At 60.2% G+C, this 24,149-nt stretch carries 19 protein-coding genes and 5 pseudogenes; 12 read left to right on the plus strand and 12 right to left on the minus strand.

Features of this window, described 5'->3' with window-relative positions:
* Positions 1-102: 102 nt before the first annotated feature.
* Positions 103-1,208: pseudogene (gene istA, locus PQR67_RS36450) on the plus strand (IS21 family transposase); the annotation flags it as partial.
* Positions 1,209-1,363: 155 nt separating this feature from the next.
* Positions 1,364-1,518: pseudogene (locus PQR67_RS36455) on the plus strand (hypothetical protein); the annotation flags it as partial.
* A 582-nt stretch (positions 1,519-2,100) separates the two neighbouring features.
* On the opposite strand, the gene PQR67_RS36460 reads toward PQR67_RS36455, so the two are convergent.
* The 3 genes and pseudogenes from PQR67_RS36460 to PQR67_RS36470 all read right to left on the minus strand — a co-directional run bounded on the left by PQR67_RS36460 (position 2,101) and on the right by PQR67_RS36470 (position 4,431).
* Positions 2,101-3,003: an NAD(P)-dependent oxidoreductase gene (locus PQR67_RS36460; RefSeq protein WP_408467643.1), complete on the minus strand. Its 903-nt coding sequence runs from the start codon at positions 3,001-3,003 to the stop codon at positions 2,101-2,103.
* A gap of 262 nt (positions 3,004-3,265) precedes the next feature.
* Positions 3,266-3,478, minus strand: a pseudogene (locus PQR67_RS36465) (helix-turn-helix domain-containing protein); the annotation flags it as partial.
* A gap of 29 nt (positions 3,479-3,507) precedes the next feature.
* Positions 3,508-4,431 carry a LysR family transcriptional regulator gene (locus PQR67_RS36470; protein ID WP_408467644.1) on the minus strand — a complete coding sequence of 308 codons (924 nt, stop codon included), beginning with the start codon at positions 4,429-4,431 and terminating at the stop codon, positions 3,508-3,510.
* 131 nt (positions 4,432-4,562) lie between these two features.
* Between PQR67_RS36470 and PQR67_RS36475 the strand changes: the two genes are divergently transcribed.
* The 7 genes from PQR67_RS36475 (at position 4,563) to PQR67_RS36505 (ending at position 12,247) form a co-directional block, all read left to right on the plus strand.
* The gene (locus PQR67_RS36475; protein WP_408467645.1) at positions 4,563-5,426 is read left to right on the plus strand and encodes an amidohydrolase family protein; all 864 of its coding nucleotides are present in this window, start codon (positions 4,563-4,565) and stop codon (positions 5,424-5,426) included.
* Positions 5,427-5,597: 171 nt separating this feature from the next.
* Positions 5,598-6,899 carry a dicarboxylate/amino acid:cation symporter gene (locus tag PQR67_RS36480; RefSeq protein WP_408467646.1) on the plus strand — a complete coding sequence of 434 codons (1,302 nt, stop codon included), beginning with the start codon at positions 5,598-5,600 and terminating at the stop codon, positions 6,897-6,899.
* 113 nt (positions 6,900-7,012) lie between these two features.
* Positions 7,013-8,107 carry a porin gene (locus tag PQR67_RS36485; RefSeq protein ID WP_408467675.1) on the plus strand — a complete coding sequence of 365 codons (1,095 nt, stop codon included), beginning with the start codon at positions 7,013-7,015 and terminating at the stop codon, positions 8,105-8,107.
* A gap of 101 nt (positions 8,108-8,208) precedes the next feature.
* Positions 8,209-9,234, plus strand: a complete 1,026-nt coding sequence (locus PQR67_RS36490) for an amidohydrolase family protein (RefSeq protein ID WP_408467647.1) — start codon at positions 8,209-8,211, stop codon at positions 9,232-9,234.
* Positions 9,235-9,236: 2 nt separating this feature from the next.
* Positions 9,237-9,920: a 4-carboxy-4-hydroxy-2-oxoadipate aldolase/oxaloacetate decarboxylase gene (gene ligK / locus PQR67_RS36495; protein ID WP_408467648.1), complete on the plus strand. Its 684-nt coding sequence runs from the start codon at positions 9,237-9,239 to the stop codon at positions 9,918-9,920.
* Between the two features lie 14 nt (positions 9,921-9,934).
* Positions 9,935-10,624 (plus strand): substrate-binding domain-containing protein, encoded by a 690-nt coding sequence (locus PQR67_RS36500; protein ID WP_408467649.1) that lies wholly within the window; start codon positions 9,935-9,937, stop codon positions 10,622-10,624.
* A gap of 63 nt (positions 10,625-10,687) precedes the next feature.
* Positions 10,688-12,247, plus strand: coding sequence for a methyl-accepting chemotaxis protein (locus tag PQR67_RS36505; RefSeq protein WP_408467650.1), 1,560 nt, complete (start codon positions 10,688-10,690; stop codon positions 12,245-12,247).
* A 120-nt stretch (positions 12,248-12,367) separates the two neighbouring features.
* Here the strand turns inward: PQR67_RS36505 and PQR67_RS36510 are convergent, their stop codons facing one another.
* Together PQR67_RS36510 and PQR67_RS36515 are read right to left on the minus strand one after the other, a co-directional pair.
* Positions 12,368-12,604: a hypothetical protein gene (locus PQR67_RS36510; RefSeq protein ID WP_408467651.1), complete on the minus strand. Its 237-nt coding sequence runs from the start codon at positions 12,602-12,604 to the stop codon at positions 12,368-12,370.
* Positions 12,601-13,230, minus strand: a complete 630-nt coding sequence (locus tag PQR67_RS36515; RefSeq protein ID WP_408467652.1) for a hypothetical protein — start codon at positions 13,228-13,230, stop codon at positions 12,601-12,603. The genes PQR67_RS36510 and PQR67_RS36515 overlap by 4 nt, the downstream gene beginning before the upstream one ends.
* A gap of 172 nt (positions 13,231-13,402) precedes the next feature.
* On the opposite strand from PQR67_RS36515, the pseudogene PQR67_RS36520 reads away from it, so the two are divergent.
* From PQR67_RS36520 to gltS, 3 genes and pseudogenes are all read left to right on the plus strand, one after another.
* Positions 13,403-13,807 (plus strand): annotated as a pseudogene (locus tag PQR67_RS36520) (TAXI family TRAP transporter solute-binding subunit); the annotation flags it as partial.
* Between the two features lie 150 nt (positions 13,808-13,957).
* Positions 13,958-15,181 (plus strand): Na+/H+ antiporter NhaA, encoded by a 1,224-nt coding sequence (gene nhaA / locus PQR67_RS36525; protein ID WP_408467653.1) that lies wholly within the window; start codon positions 13,958-13,960, stop codon positions 15,179-15,181.
* Positions 15,182-15,208: 27 nt separating this feature from the next.
* On the plus strand, positions 15,209-16,408 hold the full coding sequence (gene gltS, locus PQR67_RS36530) for a sodium/glutamate symporter (protein WP_408467654.1): 1,200 nt from the start codon (positions 15,209-15,211) through the stop codon (positions 16,406-16,408).
* 43 nt (positions 16,409-16,451) lie between these two features.
* Here gltS and PQR67_RS36535 read toward each other — a convergent pair whose 3' ends face one another.
* The 7 genes and pseudogenes from PQR67_RS36535 to PQR67_RS36565 all read right to left on the minus strand — a co-directional run bounded on the left by PQR67_RS36535 (position 16,452) and on the right by PQR67_RS36565 (position 24,148).
* Positions 16,452-16,769 (minus strand): hypothetical protein, encoded by a 318-nt coding sequence (locus PQR67_RS36535; RefSeq protein WP_408467655.1) that lies wholly within the window; start codon positions 16,767-16,769, stop codon positions 16,452-16,454.
* Positions 16,770-16,954: 185 nt separating this feature from the next.
* Positions 16,955-17,229, minus strand: a pseudogene (locus PQR67_RS36540) (porin); the annotation flags it as partial.
* 564 nt (positions 17,230-17,793) lie between these two features.
* A complete protein-coding gene (locus PQR67_RS36545) occupies positions 17,794-18,966 on the minus strand; it encodes a monovalent cation:proton antiporter-2 (CPA2) family protein (protein ID WP_408467656.1) in 1,173 nt (390 codons plus the stop codon).
* A gap of 113 nt (positions 18,967-19,079) precedes the next feature.
* Positions 19,080-19,670: a PqiC family protein gene (locus PQR67_RS36550; protein ID WP_408467657.1), complete on the minus strand. Its 591-nt coding sequence runs from the start codon at positions 19,668-19,670 to the stop codon at positions 19,080-19,082.
* A complete protein-coding gene (locus tag PQR67_RS36555) occupies positions 19,667-21,316 on the minus strand; it encodes a PqiB family protein (protein ID WP_408467658.1) in 1,650 nt (549 codons plus the stop codon). Before PQR67_RS36555 ends, PQR67_RS36550 begins: the two co-directional genes overlap by 4 nt.
* Positions 21,309-22,637 (minus strand): paraquat-inducible protein A, encoded by a 1,329-nt coding sequence (locus PQR67_RS36560; RefSeq protein ID WP_408467659.1) that lies wholly within the window; start codon positions 22,635-22,637, stop codon positions 21,309-21,311. Before PQR67_RS36560 ends, PQR67_RS36555 begins: the two co-directional genes overlap by 8 nt.
* Positions 22,634-24,148: an efflux transporter outer membrane subunit gene (locus PQR67_RS36565; protein ID WP_408467660.1), complete on the minus strand. Its 1,515-nt coding sequence runs from the start codon at positions 24,146-24,148 to the stop codon at positions 22,634-22,636. Before PQR67_RS36565 ends, PQR67_RS36560 begins: the two co-directional genes overlap by 4 nt.
* Position 24,149 lies beyond the last annotated feature (1 nt).

Consider the following 24,149-nt stretch of genomic DNA (forward strand, 5'->3'; position numbering starts at 1 on the left):
TCGTTGACAACTATCCTGGCCGCCGGAGACGACGAGCCATCGGCGCTGCCGGATCGACGGGCCTAGGATGGCTGACTGAAGCTAAAAAGAAACGGTCAGCCCATGTCTGAAACCCGCATCACCGACCAACAGGTCCGGCTCTATATGAACAAGCGCAAACACAACACCCAGGAAGCCGCCGCTGCCAAGGTAGGCATGAGCTCGCGCACGGCTCGACGCATTGAGCGCGCGACCAGCTTGCCTTCGCAGAAGGCGGAGCGTGATTGGCGTACCCGTACAAACCCGTTCGCCGACGTTTGGGAAGGCGAAGTGGTCCCGTTGCTGCGCAGTGCCCCGCGGCTGATCCCGGTCACGATCCTGCGCAAGCTGCAGGAGGATCACCCGGGTCGGTTTCCGGATAGCATGCGACGCACGCTTGAGCGGCACATCAGCCAATGGCGTGCGCTCGAAGGTCCGGGCAAGGAAATCTTCTTTCCGCAGGAGTATCTACCAGGGATACGAGGCCTGTCGGACTTCACTCACATGGAGAAACTGTGCGTGACTCTCGGCGGTGTCCCGTTTGACCACCTGCTGTATCACTTCATACTGGCGTTCTCGCGCTGGGAGTACGCCTGCGTGATTGATGGCGGAGAGAGTTTCGAAGCGCTCGCGACAGGGTTACAGAATGCGCTGTGGCAGGCTGGCGGCTGCCACGCGAACACCGCTCGGACAGCCTGTCGGCGGCCTTCAGGAATTTGCAGGAGCAGGAGGACTTCACAACCCGGTATGCATCGCTGCTCGAACATTACGGCATGGAGGGCACGCGCAATAACCGGGGTCTCGGTCACGAGAACGGAAGTGTGGAATCCTCGCATCGCTACCTGAAGGACGCCGTCGATCAGGCCCTGGAACTGCGAGGTCATCGTGATTTCGCTGATCGTTCAGCCTATGACGAGTTCGTACGCGGGGTAGTGATGCGTCGGAACCGGCGCAATTCGGCAGCGTTTCGCGTCGAGCGTGAACACCTGCAGGATCTGCCTGAGCTCCGTACCACGGACTTCGTCGAGGAAGAGGCGCGCGTGACCCGCTGCAGTACCTTCACCGTGTGCAACATTCTTTATAGCGCCCCGTCTCGCCTGATTGGTCATATGCTCAAGGTGCGTCTGTACATCGACCGACTTGATTGCTATCTGTCTGGCGCGCTGGTGCACAGCACGCCACGGGGAACGGTTACGCCCGGGCGCAGCCGTGTAACGCATTGACGATGTCAACTTTGCGCCATTAAAGTTGTCAACTGGACGGGATCTCGAACCGTGAATAACGTGCAGGCATGCTGGGCAATGGATTCCCGTGCGCGAATTAAACATGTCAACTGCCGCCGGAAGCGCACCGGGTTCCGATCGGGACGAGGCTGCGTATCCAATCCAATCATGCATGTGCAACGAGCTCACAGCATCCGGTCTATCAGGCGCTCGCGAAGGACGGTACAGTCGAACGTGGCGCCGGTTTTACGGATGGTCATTCGGCTGGATCAGTTGATCCAGCCGAATGACCATCCCACTGCGGTTCGACAGGACACGCGACGTGTCTGCGAGGTGAACGGCGGTGACGCAAGTTCTGCAGTCAGTTCAAGCCGTATTCAGTAACCTCCTCCAGTTCCCGCAACGAACGCGGCACTTGCGGACTGCGTGCAAATAGCCGCACAGCGGTCCGGCTGGCGCTGCCATTTTCGAAGTCAATCGCCATCACGTACGGTCGAGCGAGATTGAGAAGTGCGACCGGGTCGGACTACCGGGTTGGCCAAGGTAGCGGGCGGGTAACGCAAACGCCGCGTCAGGCGACGTTGCCGGTCCGCGACCATGGAATGCAGGTCGCGCGGTTGAATGCAGGCTCAGTTGCAAATAATCCGGGTTCGTGCGCGCCGTCGGTTGCAGCTTAGGCTGGCGCAAAAAGCGTGGATTGCAGGTTCGGCTGTTTTGGATTGCAGTTCATACAATTATGCAACGTCATCGTACCGGTCCCTCAGTCAGCGTTTTCCTTGGCACCTAGCGCAAACGGATGAAGTGACCGACTTCCGTCGGTCCTCACGGGCCAGGTTCGCCTTGCTACTTCAGGATTGGTTCAGGCGACCCCGAGCAGGTTTCTCCACTCCGGAAGGCTTCCCTTGGGATCCAGTGCTTTGACCAACGGTGCGGCACGCGTCGCCAGGTCCTGTTGTACGTCGGCGATAGCATTTGTGAGGGCACTCGACATTCCTAAGCCGTCTAGCATTAACGCTGCTTCGCGCATCTCTTCGGCGCGCCGTTGCCCGTGTTCTACCACGCGACCGATCAGATACGCTTCGTAGCCCTTGTCCCACCCTACACCCGGAAACGTTGCCGCGAGCGACGCAAGCACGCGGCCGTCCACGTCGAACTGTTTGGCCGCCAGCATCGACTGAACGCATAGCGCCTCCATGCCCTTGATCATGATGCTGCGGCATAGCTTGATGGCTGACGCGAGGCCGACTTCCTGCGCCACCGCTTCCGTGCGCATCCCCAAACCATTGAGACGGTCTGCCGTTTGTACAGCGAGTCGGCCGCCCAACAGCATCGGCACCCGTATGCCTTGCGGCGGAACCGGCGCCATCACCGCGGCTTCCACGTAGTCGGCGCCATTGCGCTCGATCTGTTGGCAGTTGCGTTGTTTGACGGCGGGCGAAACCGAATTGAGGTCGAGGAAGATCTGGCCGCTTGTCAGATATTCCGCTGAAGCTGTGGCGACCGCTTCCGCCTGGCTCGCGGTGACCGCGGAGAAAATGAGTTGCGCATCGCGCAGTGCCGCAGGGAGATCGTTGGCTACGTGAACTTTGCATTCGTGGGCCCGCTGCATGATCGTCGGGCGCGTAGCCGCATCTTGCAGCTTGATGTCGAAGATCGACACGTCATGGCCGGCCGCGGTCAATGCGCGACCGAAAATAGGCCCCACTTCTCCGAAGCCGATAATTGCGATGCGGCCAATAGGCTGAGTGCGATTTTGAGCCATGCTGATTCTCTGCGAGTGAGGGTGGAAAATGACAATATGAAGTGAAGGAGCGCCGTGATTTGTGTCGCGACCTCAACGCGGATGTTCAGACGCCCAGACTGTCACCGGTCCGGCTGACGGCGCGTGACGGTCGCTCACGTAGGCGTCGAGTTTCTGCTGGCCGAACATGCGCTCCCATTTTGACAGCACGAGCGTTGCCGATCGCGTTGGCCGTCGACGTGGCGATCGCGAGCACGCGATCCATGCCCAATAGCCACCCCACAACCGAGGTGGGCAGCATGCTCGATGGCCGGCGTTCCAGCAGCCGTTCGCCGAGCGTTTCTTCGAGTTCCCGCACGGAGCGCGTCACGGCTGATTGCGCGCGAAAGAGCAGTGCCGCTGCCCGGCTTGCGCTGCCGTGTTCGACAACGATGGTGAACACCCGCAGTTGGGCGAGATTGAGCAGTTCGGCGGTCAGGGATCTGGAGTTGGCCATGAGAGCGGACGTGCGAAGTAAACGCAAGGTCAGGCAGCGGTGCCGTAGAGCGGCAATATTTTCGATTCGAGCATGGCGATCGCCTGAATGGCAAGTTGCGACAGCGTGTGCTTGCTACTGGTTGCGATTGCAAGACGGCTGAAGAGCGTCGGCTCGGTAATGCGGATCACCTGGAAACGCCGCTTGAGTGCATCGCTCGTAGTTGCATTGAGCGATAGCACTGCATAGCCGATGCCTTCGCTGACAAGATCGAGAATGGAGGTCACTGCATCGACCTCCAGTTCGATCCGCAATCTTACGCCCTGTTCCGCGGCAGCCGCCTCGACCATCCGTCTGATCGCGTGCATGCGGCCAGGGATGATGAGTGGGTAGCGCACGATTTCCCGCAGCGCGATCGTTGTTGTGGACTCGCCTACTGCCTCTGTGAGTGTATCGCCACTGTCCGGACCGATCAGAAACAGTTCTTCAGTAAAAATGGTTCGCTTGTCGATCAGCGGCGTATCAAATGTGTCGTACAGGACAGCGACGTCGATGCGGCCCATCATCAGCCATTCGATCAGATAGGTGGACAAACCTTGCGCCACCGAGATAGTCGCCCCGGGAAAGGAGGAACGAAAGCCACGCACGAGTTCATGCGTGGCGACCCTGGCAAAGCTGGGGGTAATGCCGATGCCGAAATGACCACCGGGTGCGCCGTGCAACTCGTCCAGATCCTGCGAGGCGCGCTGCACCTGCTGAAGGATACCTTTCGCATGCGCGAGCATCCGTTGGCCGGCCGGCGTCAGCGTCACGCCGCGGCCGGTGCGTTCGAGCAGCGTATGCCGCAATTCCACTTCCAGATGCCGCACCAGCCGGCTCAAGGCGGGCTGATTCGAGTCCAGCGTAATCGCGGCACGGGTAAAGCTGCCGAGTTCAGCGACGTGAACGAATGCCTCGAGCTGCTTCAGGTCCATTGTCGATAACTCATGTGAAATTCACATATCAGCTAGTTGAATATGGCGATTGTATCGATCCATCGTCGCGGCCACAATGCATACAACCCATAGAAAGCCGCGCCATGCGGTCTGACATTGAGACGACGCTCATGAAATCCTGCCTGCCGCCCGATCCCCAACCCGTTCAACCCACCCAGCGTCTGCCTGCCGGTGCTTGCGATGCGCACTGCCACGTGTTCGGGCCGGCCGAAATCTTTCCATATGCGCCGGACCGCAGCTATACGCCGCCCGACGCGCCTTTCGAGCGGCTTGTTGCGCTGCACGATTTTCTCGGCGCGAGCCGCGGCGTGATCGTCCAGGCAAGCTGCCACGGCACCGATAACACCGCGATGCTGGATGCGATTGCGCGCGGCAACGGACGCTATCGGGGCGTCGCGATTGTCGACGGCGACGTCACCGACGAACAGTTGGCTGATCTCGACGCGCGCGGCGTGCGCGGCGTGCGATTCAATTTCGTCGCGCATCTGGGCGGCGCACCCGATCTCGACGTTTTCGACCGCGTGCTCGAACGTATCGAGCGGCTCGGCTGGCACGTCGTGCTGCATCTCGATGCACAGGACATCCTCCAATACGCCGAACGGATTGCGCGTATCAAGGTGCCGTTCGTGATCGACCACATGGGTCGCGTACGCGCGGAAGCCGGAGTCGATCAGCAGCCGTTCCGCCAGCTTCTGGAACTGATGCGCAATCCGCTTGCCTGGGTCAAGGTGTGCGGGGCCGAGCGCGTGTCCGCGGGTCGCCGTCCGTTCGACGATGCGATTCCCTTCGCGCGCACGCTGATCGAAGCCGCGCCCGACCGCGTGCTGTGGGGTACCGACTGGCCGCATCCGAACATCAGCAAGGACATGCCGAACGACGGCGAACTGGTCGACCTGCTGTTCCGCTTCTGTGCGGACGCAGCGCTGCGCGAACAACTGCTCGTCACGAACCCGGCGCGGCTTTACGGGTTCTGAGCGAACCGCTCCCTTCTCTCACTTTTGAACTGCCACACCAAGAATGGCAGTCAGCCGGAAATCCGGAATCGACCGGCTTTCCGCTCACCATTCGAATCAGGAGACGACGATGACCGATATGTATCGCCACGCGGCTAAGGCAGCCTCTTTGGCCGATTCAGGAGCAGCGCCATGAACGATAGCGCTGTCATGACGCCCCCCGCGCGCAGCGCGAAGAAACCTTTCTATCGCACGCTGTATTTTCACGTTTTACTCGCGATCCTGCTCGGCGTGCTGCTCGGTCATTTCGCGCCGTCGCTTGCCGTGCAAATGAAGCCACTCGGCGACGCCTTCATCAAGCTGGTCAAGATGGTGATTGGCCCGATCATCTTCTGCACCGTTGTCACCGGCATGGCCGGCATGGGCGATATCAAGAAGGTCGGGCGTGTCGGCGGCAAGGCGTTGCTGTATTTCGAAGTCGTATCGACGGTGTCGCTCGTCATTGGGCTCGTGGCCGGACATCTGTTTCATCCCGGCACCGGCTTCAATCTGAATCCCGCGACGATCGATACCAAAGCGCTCGCCGGATTCACGACTGCCGCGCATGAACAGAACACGGTCGAGTTTCTGATGCACATCATTCCCGACACCGTCGTCAGTGCATTCTCGACCGGGAACGTCCTACAGATTCTGCTGATCTCGGTACTGTTCGGCGCCGCGCTTGCGGCTACGGGAGAATATGGCCGGCCACTGGTTCGCATGATCGACCGCTTTGCGCAGACGTTCTTCGGCATCGTTCACATCATCATGAAGGTAGCGGCGATCGGCGCGTTTGGATCGATCGCGTTCACGGTCGGCACCTTTGGGATCGGCGCCGTACTGCCGTTGCTCAAGCTGATCGGGACGTTCTACCTGACGCTCGCCTTCTTCGTGCTGGTGGTGCTCGGCATCATTTCCCGGTTACTCGGTTTCAGCATCCTGCGTTTCCTGAGCTATATCCGCGAGGAAATCCTGATCGTGCTCGGCACAAGTTCGTCGGAGGCCGCGCTGCCGCGGATGCTCGAAAAACTCGAACGGCTCGGCTGCTCGAAATCAGTGGTGGGTCTCGTGATTCCGGCGGGCTATTCATTCAATCTGGACGGCACCAACATCTACCTGACGATGGCCGTGCTGTTCATCGCGCAGGCCTTCAACATCGAACTCACGCTGACGCAGCAGCTGACGCTCGTTGGCGTGGCGATGCTGACGTCGAAAGGTGCGAGCGGCGTGGCTGGCGCGGCCTTTGTGATGCTGACGTCGACATTGATGGTGTTCCCGATTATTCCTGTGTCCGGAATGGTGCTGATTCTCGGCATTCACCGCTTCATGGGAACGGGACTCGCGATCGCCAACACCATCGGCAATGGTGTCGCCACCCTGGTGGTGTCCGCCTGGGAGCACGAGCTTGACCGTTCGAAACTGAACGCCGAAATGTCGCGCCGTCACACTGAATGACCGGCTAGCCCGCGAGAAAAGCCCTCGTGTATTTCTGTCTGCGTGCGCCACCGGTGCGCGCAGCGGGAAGCGTTCGCGCATAAAACAACAACCTGGTTTGGAGACGAAACATGATGTCAGTAAAAAACAGCGGCACCAGCACACCCTTGAAACTCCATGCGGCATGCCTGGGCGCCGCACTGCTCGCGGCCGGTGGGTTCGTCGCACCTGTCGCGTACGCCGACGATTCGCAGGTAGCGGCCGGCGCAGCGACGATGTCTGGCTCTGCAGTTCAGCTGTATGGACTGGTCGGTATGTATCTCGACAGTTCCAAACTGAGCACCACGCGAGCAAGCACGGTACAGCTAGGCGGCGGTGGGATGACAACGTCGTTCTGGGGCATGCGTGGCCGGGAAGACATTGGCGGTGGCAATGCGGTGTTCTTCGCGCTCGAAAGTTTTTTCAGGCCGAACACAGGGCAGATGGGGCGCAACACGACGGATGGCCTGTTTTCCCGCAATGCGTATGTTGGCCTGACCGGTGCATACGGCACGTTCAAGTTCGGAGAGCAGACCAATCCAACTTATTTCAACCAGATCTTCGTCAATCCGTTCGGTGGATCGGTGGTGTTTTCGCCGTTGATCGTGCAGTCGTACACGGCGAGCTACAGCAATACGCAGATCGGCGACACAGTCTGGCAAAACGCCATCACGTATGTTTCGCCTAGCTACGGCGGCCTCACGGGCACTGCGATCTATGGCGTGAGCACCACCACGGGTCAACAGGGGAAGGACAACATCGGTTTGCATCTGACCTATGCAAACGGGCCGCTGACGGCGGCGTTCTCGGCGCAGCGTGTACGAGCGGCGGCGGTCGCGCCGTCGAGCGGTCAGTATCTGTATCTCGCAGGCGCTGCGTACGATGCGAAGATCGTCAAGGTCTATGGGGCTGCGCAGATGACAAGTAACAACGACGTTGAGACCGGTTCGCATACGTATGAGCTAGGGGTTTCCGTACCGTTTTCACCGTCGAACATGATCCTTGCCGAATGGGCGCGCACGAAGAAGAGCGCACCGCTGAACCATAGCAACGTACGCAACACCGGCTCCATTGCATATGACTACATTCTGTCCAAGCGCACGTATGTGTACGTGGTCTATTCCTACGACAAGCTGACGGCCAATCCGTCGGGCAGTACATACGGTGTCGGCATGCAGCATACGTTTTAGGGCGAGGCGAATCTGCAGCCGAAAAAGGTTCGCTAACGAAGTCGGCGCGCATGTCATCCGCACCATCGCGCCGGTAACTCAACCAGTTTTTTGGAGCGACGATGATCATCGACATTCACGGCCACTACACCACCGCGCCGAAGGCGCTGGAGACGTGGCGCAAGCGCCAGATTGCTGGCATCACAAATCCGTCCGAGGCGCCGAAGGCGTCCGAATTGCACATCGGCGACGACGAGTTGCGCGAGTCGATCGAAAGCAACCAGTTGCGTTTGATGCGCGAGCGCGGCCTTGATCTGACCATTTTCAGCCCGCGTGCGAGCTTCATGGCACATCACATTGGCGACTTCGAAATATCGAGCACGTGGGCCGCCATCTGTAACGAACTCTGCTACCGGGTGAGCCAGCTCTTTCCGGATCATTTCATTCCGGCTGCGATGCTTCCTCAGAGCCCGGGCGTGGACATCGCCACCTGCATTCCCGAACTGGTGAAGTGTGTCGAACAGTACGGCAACGTCGCGATCAATCTGAATCCGGACCCGTCGGGCGGCCACTGGACCAGCCCGCCACTGTCCGACCGCTACTGGTACCCGATCTACGAGAAGATGGTCGAGTACGACATTCCCGCCATGGTTCACGTGAGCACGAGCTGCAACGCATGCTTCCACACCACTGGCGCACATTACCTGAACGCGGACACGACTGCCTTCATGCAATGTCTGACGTCGGACCTGTTCCGCGACTTCCCAACCTTGCGCTTTGTGATCCCACATGGCGGCGGCGCCGTGCCGTACCACTGGGGGCGCTTTCGCGGGCTCGCCCAGGAGCTGAAGAAGCCGCTACTGACGGAGCATCTGCTCAACAACGTCTTCTTCGATACCTGCGTTTATCACCAGCCGGGCATTGACCTGCTTACGCGCGTGATTCCCGTTGACAACATCCTGTTTGCCAGCGAGATGATTGGCGCGGTGCGTGGCATCGACCCGCAGACCGGCGACTACTTCGACGACACGAAGCGTTACATCGAAGCGGCGCACATCGATGCAGATGAGCGGTACAAGATTTACGAAGGTAACGCCCGACGTGTCTACCCGCGTCTGGATGCAGCATTGAAAACGAAGGGACATTGATCATGTACGAACTCGGAGTTGTGTATCGCAACATTCAGCGGGCAGACGGCGACGTCGCCGCGAAGCTCGGTGCTCTCGGGACCGCCACGGTGCACGAAGCGATGGGACGTACTGGACTGATGAAGCCCTATATGCGTCCGATCTATAGCGGCGCACAGGCGAGCGGCACGGTCGTCACGGTCCTGCTCCAGCCGGGCGACAACTGGATGCTGCACGTCGCAGCGGAGCAGATCCAGCCGGGCGACATGGTCGTTGCCGCGGTCACGGCTGATTCCACCGACGGTTTTTTCGGCGACCTGCTGGCGACCAGCTTCAAGGCGCGCGGCGCGCAAGGGCTCATCATCGACGCAGGCGTGCGCGACGTGCGCGTGCTGGCGCAGATGAACTTCCCGGTATGGAGCAAGGCGATCTCTTCCAAAGGGACGGTCAAGGCGACGCTCGGATCCGTGAACATTCCCGTCGTTTGCGCCGGGGCGCTGGTGAATCCGGGAGATGTCGTCGTCGCGGATGACGATGGTGTGGTCGTGGTGCCCGCAGCATTGGCGGCGCAGGTGCTCGAAAAGGCAGCCGCGCGTGAAGCCAACGAAGGCGAGAAGCGCGCCAAGCTGGCCGCCGGCGTGCTCGGCCTGGATATGTACAACATGCGCGAGCCATTGCAACAGGCCGGCCTGCACTATATCGACTGAAAGGCAGAGAAACCATGAGTGGGCAGATCACCGGCATCTCTTCGATGGCCACGCGTCAGGTTCTGGCCGAGCTGGTCGAAGAATACGGGCGGCTATCGGGGCGGCTGGTGGCCATCGAGTCGGTTGGCGGCGTCGCCGCTGCCCGGCGAGTCCAGGAAGGTGAGCCGTTCGATATCGTCGTGCTTGCGGCCGACGCGCTCGACCCGCTTGCCGCAGCCGGCCGGATCGATCCGGCCAGTCGGGTCAACCTGGTCCGTTCGGGCGTGGCGATTGCGGTAGCAGCAGGCGCGCCGCGGCCCGAGATCGGCACTGAAGCCGCGCTGCGCGACGCCATTCTGGCCGCGCGTAGTATCGGGTATTCGACGGGTCCGAGCGGTTCACACCTGAGTCGCCTGTTCGAACACTGGGGCATCGCCGAGACCATTGCGCCGCACATCGTGCAGGCGCCTCCAGGTATTCCGGTCGGCGCGCTCGTCGCGCGCGGGGATGTCGAGCTCGGCTTCCAGCAATTGAGCGAGTTGATGCACCTGCCGGGCATCGATGTCGTCGGTTCTTTGCCCCCGGAAGTGCAGATCATCACTACCTTTGCGGCCGCCATATGCACGGCATCCCGACAAAGAGATGCCTCGAGGGCATTGCTCTCATTTCTGGCCTCCCCTGCGACCGCCCCCGCCAAGCTTCGTCACGGCATGGAGCCGGCATGACAAAAGGCGGACCTTGCTGAAACCCTGTTGCCCCTATCGCGATAACTCATAGATCAAGGTTGCATGAAACTCGCCACCAAACTCTGGATTTCAACTGCGTTGCTGCTTGTGCTGATTTTCGGCACCGTTGGCTTGTCGATGTGGCGGTTCGCGAGCATGGAGGCGCAAAGGGACACCTCGCTGAAGATGCTGTCTGGAAAAGTGACTGCTGCCTACGCCTGGTCGAAACTCGCGGACATTGCGGCATTGCGCACGCAGGCGATGATTATTAGCGCCGATCCCGCTTTATCGGATGTCTTCAGCAAGGATAATGCCGCGACGATTTCCCAGATCGCAGTGGTGCAGAAGACGATAGCCGTCCTGGCGCACACCCCCGCAGACCGGAAGCAGCTCGACGCTATTGCAGGGTTGCGCAATCAGGTGCTGGCGACCCGCGACAGGATCGCGGCAATGCGATCCAATGAAGCCCGGAAGCCCGCGGCGCTTGCCATGTTGAACGAGGAATACATGCCGGTTCAGACTGCTTACGGTAAGGCGATAAGGACGTTCGTCGAACTGCAGGAGCAGCAACTGGCGACGGCCCAGGCAGATTTCGAACGTCAGCGATACATCATTGTTGCGACAACTGCGATACTGATTGTGGTCCTCGCGCTGAGCGTACTGACCGGTGCTGCTGCACTGATCCGGTCAATCCGCAAGCCTTTGCTCGAAGTCAATCATCTTGCAGCGAGAATCGCGCAAGGTGATCTGAGTGCAGAGCTGACGGTAACCAGAGTCGACGAATTCGGTGAACTGATGGAATCCATCCTCGCGATGAGTCGTTCATTGGCGAGCATCGTTCAACGCATTCGGGCCGGGGCCGAGAGTATAGGTGCGGCATCGAGCCAGATTGCATCTGGCAATCTCGACCTGTCGCAGCGCACGGAGCAACAGGCGGCGTCGCTCGAAGAGACCGCGGCCAGCATGGAAGAGTTGACCGGCACGGTAAGGCAGAACACTGAGAACGCGCGGCAGGCCGGTACGCTCGCGTTGAGCGCTGCCGGCACCGCCGAGCGGGGCAATGAGGTCGTAAGCCGCGTTGTCGCCACGATGACCGAAATCAGTCAGCGTTCGGAAAGGATTGGGGACATCATCGCGATCATCGAGGGGATTGCATTCCAGACCAACATCCTCGCGCTCAATGCAGCGGTTGAAGCTGCCCGGGCCGGAGAACAGGGTCGCGGCTTTGCCGTGGTCGCGGGGGAAGTGCGCACGCTTGCACAACGCTCGTCGTCTGCGGCAAAGGAAATCAGGGATTTGATTGAAACGTCCGCAGAACGTGTACGTGCCGGAAGTTTGCTGGTTGGGGAGGCCGGCCAACGGATGAATGAGATCGATACAAGCGTGCGGCGCGTGACAGATATTATGGGTGAGATATCCGCCGCTTCAGCGGAGCAACAAACCGGTATTGAGCAGGTGGCACTGGCGGTCACGCAGATGGACGAAGTGACCCAGCAGAACGCCGCGCTCGTCGAAGAAGCGGCGGCCGCCGCGCAGTCACTGGAGGAACAGGGGCGCGACCTGAAGGCGACCGTTGCCCTATTCAGATTGTCGGACTATAAGCGCCTTTCGGGCGATGCGTAAGGAGTGTCTCACGGTAGCAGCTCCGACGTGAGGAGCGCGGTAGGGTGTGGGACTAAATACTGAAATATGTCGCCCCGGGGCGTTGGACTATCGTGCGGCAAACGCCTGATTGGGGTCGCTTCAGAAAATGGAAATAATGCACGTTAAGCAGGTGACGCCCGTCTGGCTCGGCATTCTGACTATCTTCACGCCTGTCGCCAGCTCGATATCCCCGATGGACTCTCCTCGCGCATAACGCTCGACGGCATTCACACGAAGCTGGAAAGCGCAACGATCGTCGTCACCGAATTCCGTATAGGCGACGCCGGGCCAGGCCGCAACGTCCTGAGCCTGAAAATCAGTACGCCGCCGGTTCATGCCACTTCTCCAACGGCGGCAAACTCCGTGAGCAGCGACAATTCGTGCGCGCGTAGTTCCGGTGCCTGCACACGGCCGGCATGCAGCAAGCCGAAAACTGCGGCACGCACGAGAACTGGATCCCCGGTCGTGAACTCGCGCTCAATCGAAAGTAGCCGATGCGGACGAGCAACAAAACGCTCAATCGCGCTACTGAGCGACGGAGGTACGAGGCCACGCGTGGCAACGAGGCAAGGGAGCATTCGCTTCCGGTTCGCTATCCACGCGCGCGAGGCAGCGATTTCAGATGACTGGACCGACCTGACCGTCAGCCCTGCATTGTCGAGGACGGTCTCTGGTTTTACAGAGGGCTCGGAATCCGAGTCAAATAGGATAACTAACTCTTGATGATCAAAGTAACGCACCCAAAAATCCGCGAGGTAGCGCTTCCCTTCAGAGTGGATAAAACCCGGTCGCTCACAGAACGCCGTGACCGCTGGCTCCGCCTCAAGAATTACCCACTGCTCGAGCGCGGACTGGCGGTACAGCGTCAGTCGTCGGTCCGCCTTCAGGCTGAACGCTTCAAGGCGATGGGCGCTGCGGGGACGGTCAAGCGCGATCGGCTGACAATCGAGAATAATGTCCATAAGATCAGTGGCTTACGGAGAAAATTCGAAGTCTAGGATGCGGATTGACGAATTTAATGCAGACTTATGCGAATTGACGATTTTATTTCGTTCGGACTGGAAATAAACATGTCAACTCCTGCCGTGGAAGTCAGCCTTTACAAGCATTCCGGATTGACAGATTTATTGCGTTCTACAGGAAGAAAGCACGCGCTACTTCAAGTCCGGTCGCCCCTTCCTGCAGCGCTACCTTCCATTCTGGCTCGCGAGCTTTATCGAAAGGCGACTGCTGATCCTGCTCCCCTTCATGGCCTTACTGATAGGTTTGCTTCAGGCATTGCCGCGCATGGCGGAGGCTCGGATAAAAAACCGGCTCGTGGTTTGGTATCGCGAAATCAAAGCGCTAGAAGACGAGATATGGAGAAACAGGCAACCGACCCCGGACCAGATTGCGCACTGGCGGGATGAAATCGAAAACAGTGATGCGCATGCCAGCCGGATTCGGATTCCGCAGCGCTATCTTCAGGATGTTTACGCCCTCAAGCAGCCGACTAGGCTCGTACAGGACCGGATTTTCCAGGTCGGCTCTGACCGATAGGCAAGGCATTGGACCAAGGTCCAATAGCGGCCTTTACAACAAACTAATAGCCTATTGGTCGGGGCGTGTAAATCCATGTGACTGCCCTTGCCACGTCGCTGCGCGCCGGCGCCAGCCGAAACCTTCGAGAATCGATGCGTGGATAACGGGATGGGCACTGTGACCGGCAACGCGATTCGCAAGGCAACCGATGGCATCGCTGACTTCCTTAGACTGGAATCGGCGGGCGGCTTACTGCTGGTGGCCGCGGCAGTACTCGCGCTGATCTGCAGTAACTCGCCGCTTCGACAGGCGTATGACGATCTGCTGAAAATCCCTGTGGAAGTGCGCTTCGGGTCGTTCGCCGTCGCGAAGCCACTGCTGCTGTGGATCAACGACGGTTTCATGGCTATCTTCTTCCTTCTGGTCGGACTGGAGGTCAAGCGCGAAGTGATTGAAGGGGAACTGTCCACCCCCGCACAGGTTGTTTTACCGGTCGTCGCCGGGTTGGGCGGAATGGTTGTGCCTGCAATCATTTACCTTGTGTTTAACCACGGACATGATGCGACCTTGAATGGCTGGGCCATCCCCACGGCCACGGACATTGCATTCGCGCTCGGCATTCTTTCCCTGCTGGGCGACCGGGTGCCGGTGTCGTTGAAAATATTTCTGACCGCAGTGGCAATCGCCGACGATCTGGGCGCGATCGTCATCATTGCGCTGTTTTACACCGCCGAGCTTTCCCTCCCCATGTTATTTTTGGCGGCGGTGGCCATCGCGGTGTTGATCGCCTTGAATATGCAGAACGTCACACGTATCGCGCCTTACGTTATTGTCGGTGTGATCCTGTGGGTATTCGTTCTGAAGTCTGGCGTGCATGCAACGCTCGCGGGTGTTGCAGTCGCTTTCGCCGTGCCGTTGAAGTCAAGGGACACTGAGGGCCACCCGCCCCTGCACCAGCTGGAACACGGCCTCCACCCCTGGGCGGCCTTCGGCATCTTGCCGATTTTTGCCTTCGCAAATGCCGGGGTCTCGTTCGCTGGCGTCACGGTGACGGCGCTGGCAGAGCCACTGCCGCTCGGCATCGCGTTAGGCCTTTTCGTGGGGAAGCTCGTCGGTGTCTGCGGTGCAAGCGCCGCGCTGATTCGGCTCGGTCTGGCCAGGCTTCCTGAAGGGACTCAATGGAGCCAGCTGATTGGCGTCTCCGCACTGTGCGGGGTCGGCTTCACGATGAGTCTTTTCATCGGCTCCCTCGCTTTCGAAAGCCCAGAATATTTCACGCCCCTGCGGCTAGGCGTGATCGTGGGTTCAACACTATCGGGCGTTACCGGTTATCTGTTGCTCAGGTTCGCGTCGGATCATCCCATAAGAAGTCCATCGCACGGCGCCAACTAACCGGTTTTTCAACTGGAGAGGACCATCGTGAGCCTCGATACCCTGGAAACGTTGATGGCCGCCTCGCTCGTACTCCTGATCGGGCGAGTGATCCTTGCCCGAACACCCATACTGCGAACTTACAGTATTCCCGAACCGGTGATCGGCGGACTGCTCGTGGCGTTGCTGGTGTTTGCGCTTCGCAGCACCTTAAAAATCGATGTGCGTTTCGACACGGCGCTTCAAGTGCCGCTGATGCTCACCTTCTTCGCCACCATTGGTCTTAACGCGGATCTGGCCGGGCTGAAAGCCGGAGGGCGTGCGCTGATCGTCTTTCTCGGTGCGGTGGTTGGCTTGCTCATGATGCAGAACGTGCTCGGCGTCGGCCTCGCCTGGGCGTTGGGACAGGAGCGCATTCTCGGCCTGCTCGGGGCGTCGGTCACCCTGTCAGGCGGCCATGGCACCGGTGCCGCGTGGGCCAAGGTGTTCTCAGAGCGTCACGGGCTCCAGGCGGCGACGGAGATCGCGATTGCATGCGCCACGTTCGGCTTGATACTCGGGGGATTGATCGGCGGCCCAGTCGCGCGTTTCCTGATTACGCGCTATGCCCTTGTCCCGAACCCCGAAGCAGATTCCGCGGGCACGAGCGGCTTCGAGCAGCCCAAAGCAGTTCGCCCGATCACCGCGGACGCAGTCATCGAGACAGTGGCGCTCATTGCCGTTTGCCTCGCCGTCGGCTCGGCGCTCGGGGTCTGGTTGAACGGCACGGCGTTTGAATTACCTGCGTTCGTATGTGTCTTGTTCGTTGGCGTCATTCTGCGCAACGGGCTCGCTGTACGTGGTTGGTATCAGGTCTTCGAGGGCGCAACGGCGCTGCTCGGCAATGTCAGCCTCGGGCTCTTTCTGGCGATCGCGCTGATGAGCTTGCGCCTGGGGGACCTAGCCTCGCTTGCACTTCCGCTTCTTGCCATCCTCGTCGTGCAGGCGCTGGCCATGGCTGGCTACGCCATTCTCGTCACGTTTCGGGTCATGGGCCGCAATTATGATGCGGCGGTGCTAGCAGCCGGGCACTGCGGTTTTGGCCTTGGGGCCACGCCAACTGCGATCGCCAACATGCAAGCTATCACGGGACGCTTTGGGCCGTCGCATCTCGCTTTTCTGATCGTACCTATGGTGGGAGCGTTCTTTATCGACATCGCGAATGCGATCGTGATCAAATTATTCCTGCTGCTGCCGATTTACGGATAGGCGTGGTGGGTGGACGGCGATGCGAATCCGGTCGATGCGCCGTTCAGAGCACACACGACACGTAGCCGACGCGCGAATTGTGGTAAATGCTGACCCGACCATCGCTCAGATTGACGACCTTGTGGAAGCCATTGCCGGCGAAGGTATGTGACCAGTACACGCTTGCGCCTCCCCAGCCGTAGACGCCTCCTGCGTAATGCGAGTCGCCTTTTGGTGCGACGATCGCGTAACTGCTCCTCATAGCCGCCCCGTCAGTCTTGTTCGCGTAGGCGAACAGTGCTTTCAGTTCTTCGAGTGTTGGTAGCCGCATGTCACGTATCGAACACTGATACAGCGCGTCGTGATAGTCGTACTGAGCCACCCGGGCTCCACTGAAAGTGTCTGGGGGGCTCCTGCGCGCGCCCGGGATCTTTTTCTCCCACGAATAGCGCTTGGTGACAGGCCGGCTAAAGCAGGTCTTGTTGTGAGAGAAGACCGTCGAGTGCCGAGCTAAAAGCGGACAAGGTGTGCGAACCAGGCTCCGCACGGCGGCGTGCGGGAGCAGCCTTAGAACCGCTTGCCAATGCCAACCATCGCGGCCGTCGTGGCGACGCCCGGCGCCACAGGTTGCCCATATTCGATCGACTGGTTCATCGTGCCCTTGTTATCGACGTACCCAACGTACGCGCAGAGCGTGCTGGTGACAGACTGTAATCGGCTCCGACGACATATTCTGTCGACTTGTTGGCCGAGAGATTCTCATCCTTCAGGTAATAGACGCCGCTCGTCACTTCGAATGCTGGAGAGAAGCGATAATCCAGGCCACCCGCGGTGTGGTCGAGGCATCGACCAACTCGAGGGGGTTCGCCTTCATCTCTCTGGTCGCACTTGTCGTTATCGCCGTCCGGTGGGTGGGATGGCTATCGCCAACCGGGCTGAGTCTGCCAGTACGTGACGCAGCGAACCTGCTTGCACTCTTGTTGCTTCCCGCCGTGATTGCCATGAAAGTGTTTGGCTCGCACACAGTGACGAAAAATCGAATTAGTGGAGCGATTGCGGTTTATATATTGGCCGGACTCGTTTGGGCAGACGCGTATCAGCTCGTCATGCTTGACATTCCTCACGCCTTTGCCGGAATTTCGACACTCGAGGGTGCCGTCGACCGATCGACCTGGGTGTACTTCAGTTTCGCGACGCTAACAACCGTGGGATATGCGACATCGTACCGGGCGCACCCATTGCGCGCTTGCTTTCCAATCTCGAAGCACTGATCGGCCAGCTCTATCCGGCTATCGTGCTTGCGTGACTGGTGTCGCTTCAGGTAGCCGATGGCAGTTCAGGAGCGAAGGAATCCTGATACTGGCATTCCTGTACCCGCCCGTATCGCGTCACGCATCAGGCGCAGCTCAGATCGGATCGTCTGCGACGTGAGGCTGCCAGAACCGGCGTTGTGCGAGCAACAACAGTGGCGTCGTAAACATCGACAGCGCCACAACCAACGTCACGAGAGATGACAAGCGCTGGTCGATAACGCGCGAAGCGAGTGCAGTAGCGAGAACCACGAAGGCGAACTCACCGCCTTGCGAAAGCAAAATGGCAAAGTATGCTCGTTGCGAGGCCGGCACTTCAAATCGATTGGCCAAAAACCACTGTGCGATCGCTTTTATACCCACGAGAGCCAGGACCACCGCGGCTACCCGTGCTGGCTCACGAGCCAATACGCCAAAATCAATCGACATGCCCACCGCGATGAAGAACAGTCCGAGCAGCAATCCTTTGAACGGCGCGATGTCGACCTCGATCTCATGACGGAACTTCGAATCGGCCAGCAGCACGCCAGCAACAAAAGCTCCCAACGACATGGACAAATGGACGCTCTCCATGAGTAGCGCGATTCCTATCACCCAAAGCAGCGCAAACGCCGTAAATATCTCCCGGACACCCGTGGCCGCTATGAGGCGCATTGCGACGTCCAGCAGGTAACGGCCGGCGAGGACCACAGCACCCAGCACGGCTAACGCTTTTATAACGAGAAGCCAGCCAGGCTCTGCCGCAGGTTCGACTGCGCCCGGACCGAGCAGCGGCAAGAGCGCGATCAGCGGGATAGCCGCCATATCCTGGAAGAGCAGAATGCCAAACCCGGCGCGACCTGTCGGCATGTCCATTAGGCGACGTTCCTGGAGTTCGGCGATCACCATCGCCGTCGACGACAGGGCAAGCGCAAGTGCACCTGTCAGCGCGACACGCCAGGGTGTTCCGAAGCTCAAGAATACAACCGCCAAGACCAATGCACAGGTGGCCATCTGCATCGCGCCATAGCCGAAGATCGAGCGGCGCATCGCCCACAGCTTGTCGACGTGCATTTCGAGGCCAATAACGAACATCATCAATACGATGCCCAGCTCGGAGAAGTGAAGGATGGCGTCGACGTCAGTCACCAGCCTCAGTACCCACGGTCCGATGATGACGCCAGCGATCAGATAGCCGAGTATCGCGCCAAAGCCGAGCCGCGTCGCGAGAGGTACAGCGATCAACGCCGAGACGAGAAAGATGACAACATCGATCAGCAACTTCGTCATCTGCCCTGCTCCCGGATGTCCTATATGTCACCGCGCGTCGGCATTGTGACGCTTTCGTCAGGCAGTGCGGCGCCTGTCCACGCGAGAGGCCGGTGGCGACCGCGGGCCGCAGGTCATGGCGATGCCCTCGAGCGGATCGCTGCGGCGATATCCTGACTCACTGCCCCAAGGGCCTCGCTGTACGCAGCTACCACCGCGTCGAAACCCGGTCCCGTGCATGGCTTGCGTACGGTGCTTCGGCCCTCCGCGCGTCGCCCTTTGCCAGGCGGAGAGACCGACCACAGTACCTCGACCGTAGCGGCATCGCCAAGCGCCGCTTCGAAGCGCTGCACGTCGATCTGAACCCGATATGCGGCCGCTGGATCGCCGCCCATCGGAGACGCTGCGACACGCGCGCCATTCAGTTGTTGCGCAAGATCTGCCCGTATTACGCGTGGAATCTGGCTTTTTACCGAGTCGGCCCAACGGGCGTATTCGTCGATGTCCACCTTGTTGTCGCCGGCATTCACCACGATCTGCGGCCGGTCGATAAGCTCCGGCACAGAGACCGCGCCGATCAACACGGTGATCGGCGCCGCAGGCGGCGGGCTAGCGGGGGGCGCGGCGACACTCAGCGTATAGAAGTCCGACTTGGGCGAGCTCGCGCACCCCGCCAACGCGGCGACGCACAAGGCAATGGCCACCGGTAAGGTTAGGCGTGTCACTTTTTATCCTCCAGCTTGCCGCGAATCAGTGCCTCTGGGTGCCGATCGAGGTAGTCCGCGAGCGTGCGGAAAGCCGCCGCAGTACGCGTCAATTCACGCATCGCATCATCAGTACTCTGCAATAGCGACGAATCAGGCTGCAGCGCACTGTTGGCCGAATTGAGCGCCGTCTGTGCCGCAGCCAGCGTGTCGCGTGCCTGGGGCATCACCTCCGTGCTCAACTGCTTGAGGAGCACATCCGCGTCCGCCAGCGTCTGTTTCGCGTTGTTGCCGATTCCTTCAAATGGAATCTTGTTCAGCTTGGCGACGAGACTGGTGACTGAATCCTGCAGCGACTGCAGTCCGCCAGGTTGAGTGGGTAATTCCGGCGGGTTGGCGCGCCAGTCCACCGTTGCCTTCGGCGCGTTGGGGAAAAAATCGAGCGCGACATAGAGTTGTCCGGTTAACAGGTTCCCGGTTCGCATCTGCGCACGCAAGCCACGGGCGACCAGAAAATCCGTCAACTGGCGGCGAGCCGCCGGATCCGAGGTGAGTCTGCCTCCTGGTCCACCCGCCTGATATCGCGACGTGAAGCGCTCCGGATAAAGGCGGATCTCGACCGGAATACTGAAGCGCTTGTTGACTGGATCGAAGCGCGTATAGATTGCCTGCACCTCTCCCACCACGATGCCCCGGAAGTCGACCGGTGCGCCCACCGTGAGTCCCCTTACCGATTCGTTGAAATTGAACACATAGGTATCGACGATGCTGTCATGCCGCTTCATTGCCTCCGCCCGATCGTGGAACAGCGGGTACACGCGCTGGGCGTTTGCTTCAGGAGCGTTGGCGACAGATGCGGCGATGTCATCAGGCGCCTGGAACGCGAGTCCGCCGATCAGAATGGCCACCAGAGATTCGGTATTAACCTTGACGCCAGTCGCATCAAGCGAGACGTCGACACCACTGGCCTCCCAGAAGCGCGTTTCGTCCTTCACATACTTGTCGTACGGTGCATTGACGAACACGTGCATCGTGACGCCGTTACCGTCCGGATCAAGCTGATACGAGGTGATCTGTCCGACCTGCAAGCGCCTGAAGAAGATCGGCGAACCCACGTCGAGCGAACCCATATTCTCGCCCTTGAGCACGAACTCCCTGCCTGGGACACCGCTAGCGAAGACTGGTGGCGACTCGAGTCCGACATAATCGCGGCGCGACTTCGCGTCACTGCCGACATCCATACCAATGTAGGAACCCGACAGCAACGTACCGATACCCGACACCGTTCCGCCGGAAATGCGCGGACGGACCACCCAAAAGCGGGTGTCGTCAACCAGCAGATCAGACGCGTCCTTGGAGAGCTCCGCGGTGGCGATCACGTTGCGGTGGTCACGCGAGAGCGTGACGCTTTTTACCACGCCTACGTCGACGTTCTTGAACTTGATCTTGGTCTTGCCTGCCTCGAGACCCTCGCCGGTTACAAAGCTGATAGTTATGGTCGGGCCTTTGTCCAGCACTGCCTTGACGGCCAGCCAGCCGCCAATCAGCACCGCGATGATCGGCACGAGCCAGACCAGTTGCAGGCGCCAGCGGGAACGCGATGAGGCGATGGCCTCAGGAATCTCCGGCTCGTTGGGCGACCCGGGTTGCTCAGGAGGCCTAGCCATGATCTGTCTCCACCTTGTCATGGTTTGCCGTCGTTGCACCCATCCGGTCCCAGATCAGACGAGGATCGAACGACATCGCGGCGAACATCGTCAGGACCACGACCGAGCCGAAAGCAATCGCGGCGGGTCCCGCCTGGATGGTCGCCAACCCCTGGAACTGCACCAGCGCCACCAGGATGGTAATGACGTAAATATCGAGCATCGACCAGCGACCGACGAGCTCGACGAGACGATAGACCCGCGCTCGCTGTTGCGGACTGAGCGTTGAGCGCATCTGGGCCGAGACCACCAGAACTACCAGCGCCAGGATCTTGAGCATGGGAACCGCCACGCTCGCGATAAACACGACGATGGCCAGCGGCCACGAGCCGGACGTCCAGAGATAGACAACGCCGCTCATGATGGTGTCCTTTTCGCTGCCGAACAGAGAGCTGGTATTCATGACCGGCAGCAGATTCGCCGGAATGTACAGGACCATTGCGGCAAGCAGGAACGCCCATGTCCGCGAAATACTATTCGGCTTGCGGGCGTGCAAGTGGCCGCCGCAGCGCGGGCAGATTGCATCGTGCCGATGCGCCGCTGACTTCACCAGCAGCCCACAACTGTGACAGGTCGCCAGTCCCCGGCCGATCGCGGTAGGTGCGCCAGGCGTCGCCGGCAGACCGCCGTCCAGGTCCGGCCCCGCGCCCTGGGCCGCTCGCGTACGTGACCACACTTCTTGCGGATCGAATGCGGCACTGGCGGCCGCGAGCAACAGCATGAGGGCGGCGAACGACCACAACGCCGAACCTGGAACAACACTGGCGACGTGAGCCAGTTTGACCAGCGCGACTAGCATGCCAAGGATCAATACTTCGGTCATGCCCCACGGACGCACCAGTTGCAGCAGCCGAAATACCAGATCGGCGCGGTAGGGTGCCCGATCGAAGCGAAGGGGCATCAACAAATAGGTCATGGTAACCATTTGCAGCATGGGCATCACGAACGTCGTTGCCAGCACGAGTCCTGCGATTGGCCACATGCCATCTTCGTATAGCACGCTCGCTGCACCGAGCAAGGTCGTCTCGACCAGGGTGCCGTTGACTTCCAGACCCACAATCGGAAACGCGTTGCCGACCGCGAACAGAACGATTGAAGCAAGCGTGAAAGCCAGCGCGCGATCCAGGCTGTCGGGGTGGTTGCGGGACAGCTCCGCCCCACAGCGGCGGCAGCGCAGCACGCCGTTGCGCGGCAGTGGACGCTCGAGCTGCAGCAGATCGCATTCGTGGCATGCAATCACACTGCCCGTGGATATCACAGCGGTTGCGGTCCTGTTGGTCATCGTGGCAGCTCCGCAACCGACTGTTCCGCACCGGGCGCGATGCTGCTGGGCTGCTCGCCCGGTTGTCCGGCTGGCAGCGGAGCATCCTTGTCCTCGTGCGTCATCTGCTCTGCCGTCACCACCCAGCCGCCGCCCATGGCCTTATAGAGTGCCACGACGGACTCGTAGACCAAGCCGTTGGTCTGCGTATAGCTAAGCTGGGCGTTAAACAAACTGCGCTCCGCGTCCAGCACCTCGATATAACTCGTATAGCCGCCCTCAAAACGCAAGCGCGCAAGCCGCGCATAGTTCTTGAGCGAATCGACCTCCTGGCCCAACACCACAAGCTGCTCTCGCGACTTCTGCAGCGCAATCAGCGCGTCGTCCACCTCCTGAAATGCGGTCTGGATCGTCTCCTCGTACTGGTACAAAGCCTGTTGTTGCTGCGCTTCGGCTTGCTTGACCTGCCCGCTGATACTGCCGGCCGTGAAAATCGGCACGCTCACCGAACCCGCGAACGCCCAGATCTTTGCCGGTCCGGTGAACAGTTTCGAGAACTCGCCACTGGCGGATCCGAATAGGCCGGTCAAGGAAATAGAAGGGAAATAGAGCGCACGGGCCGCACCGATCAATGCATTCGCCGCCACCAGGTTCTGCTCGGCCTGCACCACATCCGGTCGACGCTCCAGCAGATCCGAGGGCAGTCCCGCGGGTACCGAAGGAATCGCCAGATCCGACAGTTCTCGCCCGCGTAAGATGTCGCCCGGATTGCGGCCGAGCAACACCGATAGCGCGTCTTCCTGCTGCGCGATCTGGACCTCGAGCTGCGGAATGGTGGCGAGCGAAGCTTCATATTCCGACTGGCTCTGCGCGAGTTCCATTTGCGATACGTCTCCGCCACCGAAGCGTAGCGTGAATACGTGCACCGATTCCGCACGGCTCTCAGTCGTAGCCTTGGCAATCACCAGTTGTGCGTCAAGATCGCGCAGATTGATGTAGGCCGTCGCCACCGAAGCCACCAGCGAGAGGATCGTCGCCCGGCGCCCCTCCTCGCTCGCCAACAGGCTCGCCCGCGCCGATTCCGTCTCGCGCCGCACCCTGCCGAACACATCGATTTCCCACGCCGCCGAGAACGCAGGCTGAAACGTGTTGAATACCGGCGACACCCCTGGTGGCAGCTGCGCCAGTCCAGCCAGCGACGCACGCTGGCGTTGCGCATCGAAGCTCGCGTTGAGCTGCGGAAACAGCCCCGCACGGGTCGTGACGAACTGCCCAAGAAACTGGTCCACCCGCGCGGCCGCGATCCTCACATCCTTGTTGTCAGCAAGCGCGACGGCGATCAGATCGTTCAGCACCGGATCCTGGAACTGCTCCCACCACGCTGTGTTCGCCACCTCGGTGGCCTCGCCTGCGTTAAAGCGATACGTCGCCGGTGTATCGATCGTAGGCCGCACATAGTCGGGTCCGAGCAGGCAGCCGCTCAGCCCCAGTAAGACAGGCAAAAGGACGGGAAAAAGCGCTGAGCCACGCATG

The sequence above is a fragment of the Paraburkholderia fungorum genome, assembly GCF_046026025.1.
Lineage (GTDB): Bacteria > Pseudomonadota > Gammaproteobacteria > Burkholderiales > Burkholderiaceae > Paraburkholderia > Paraburkholderia fungorum_E.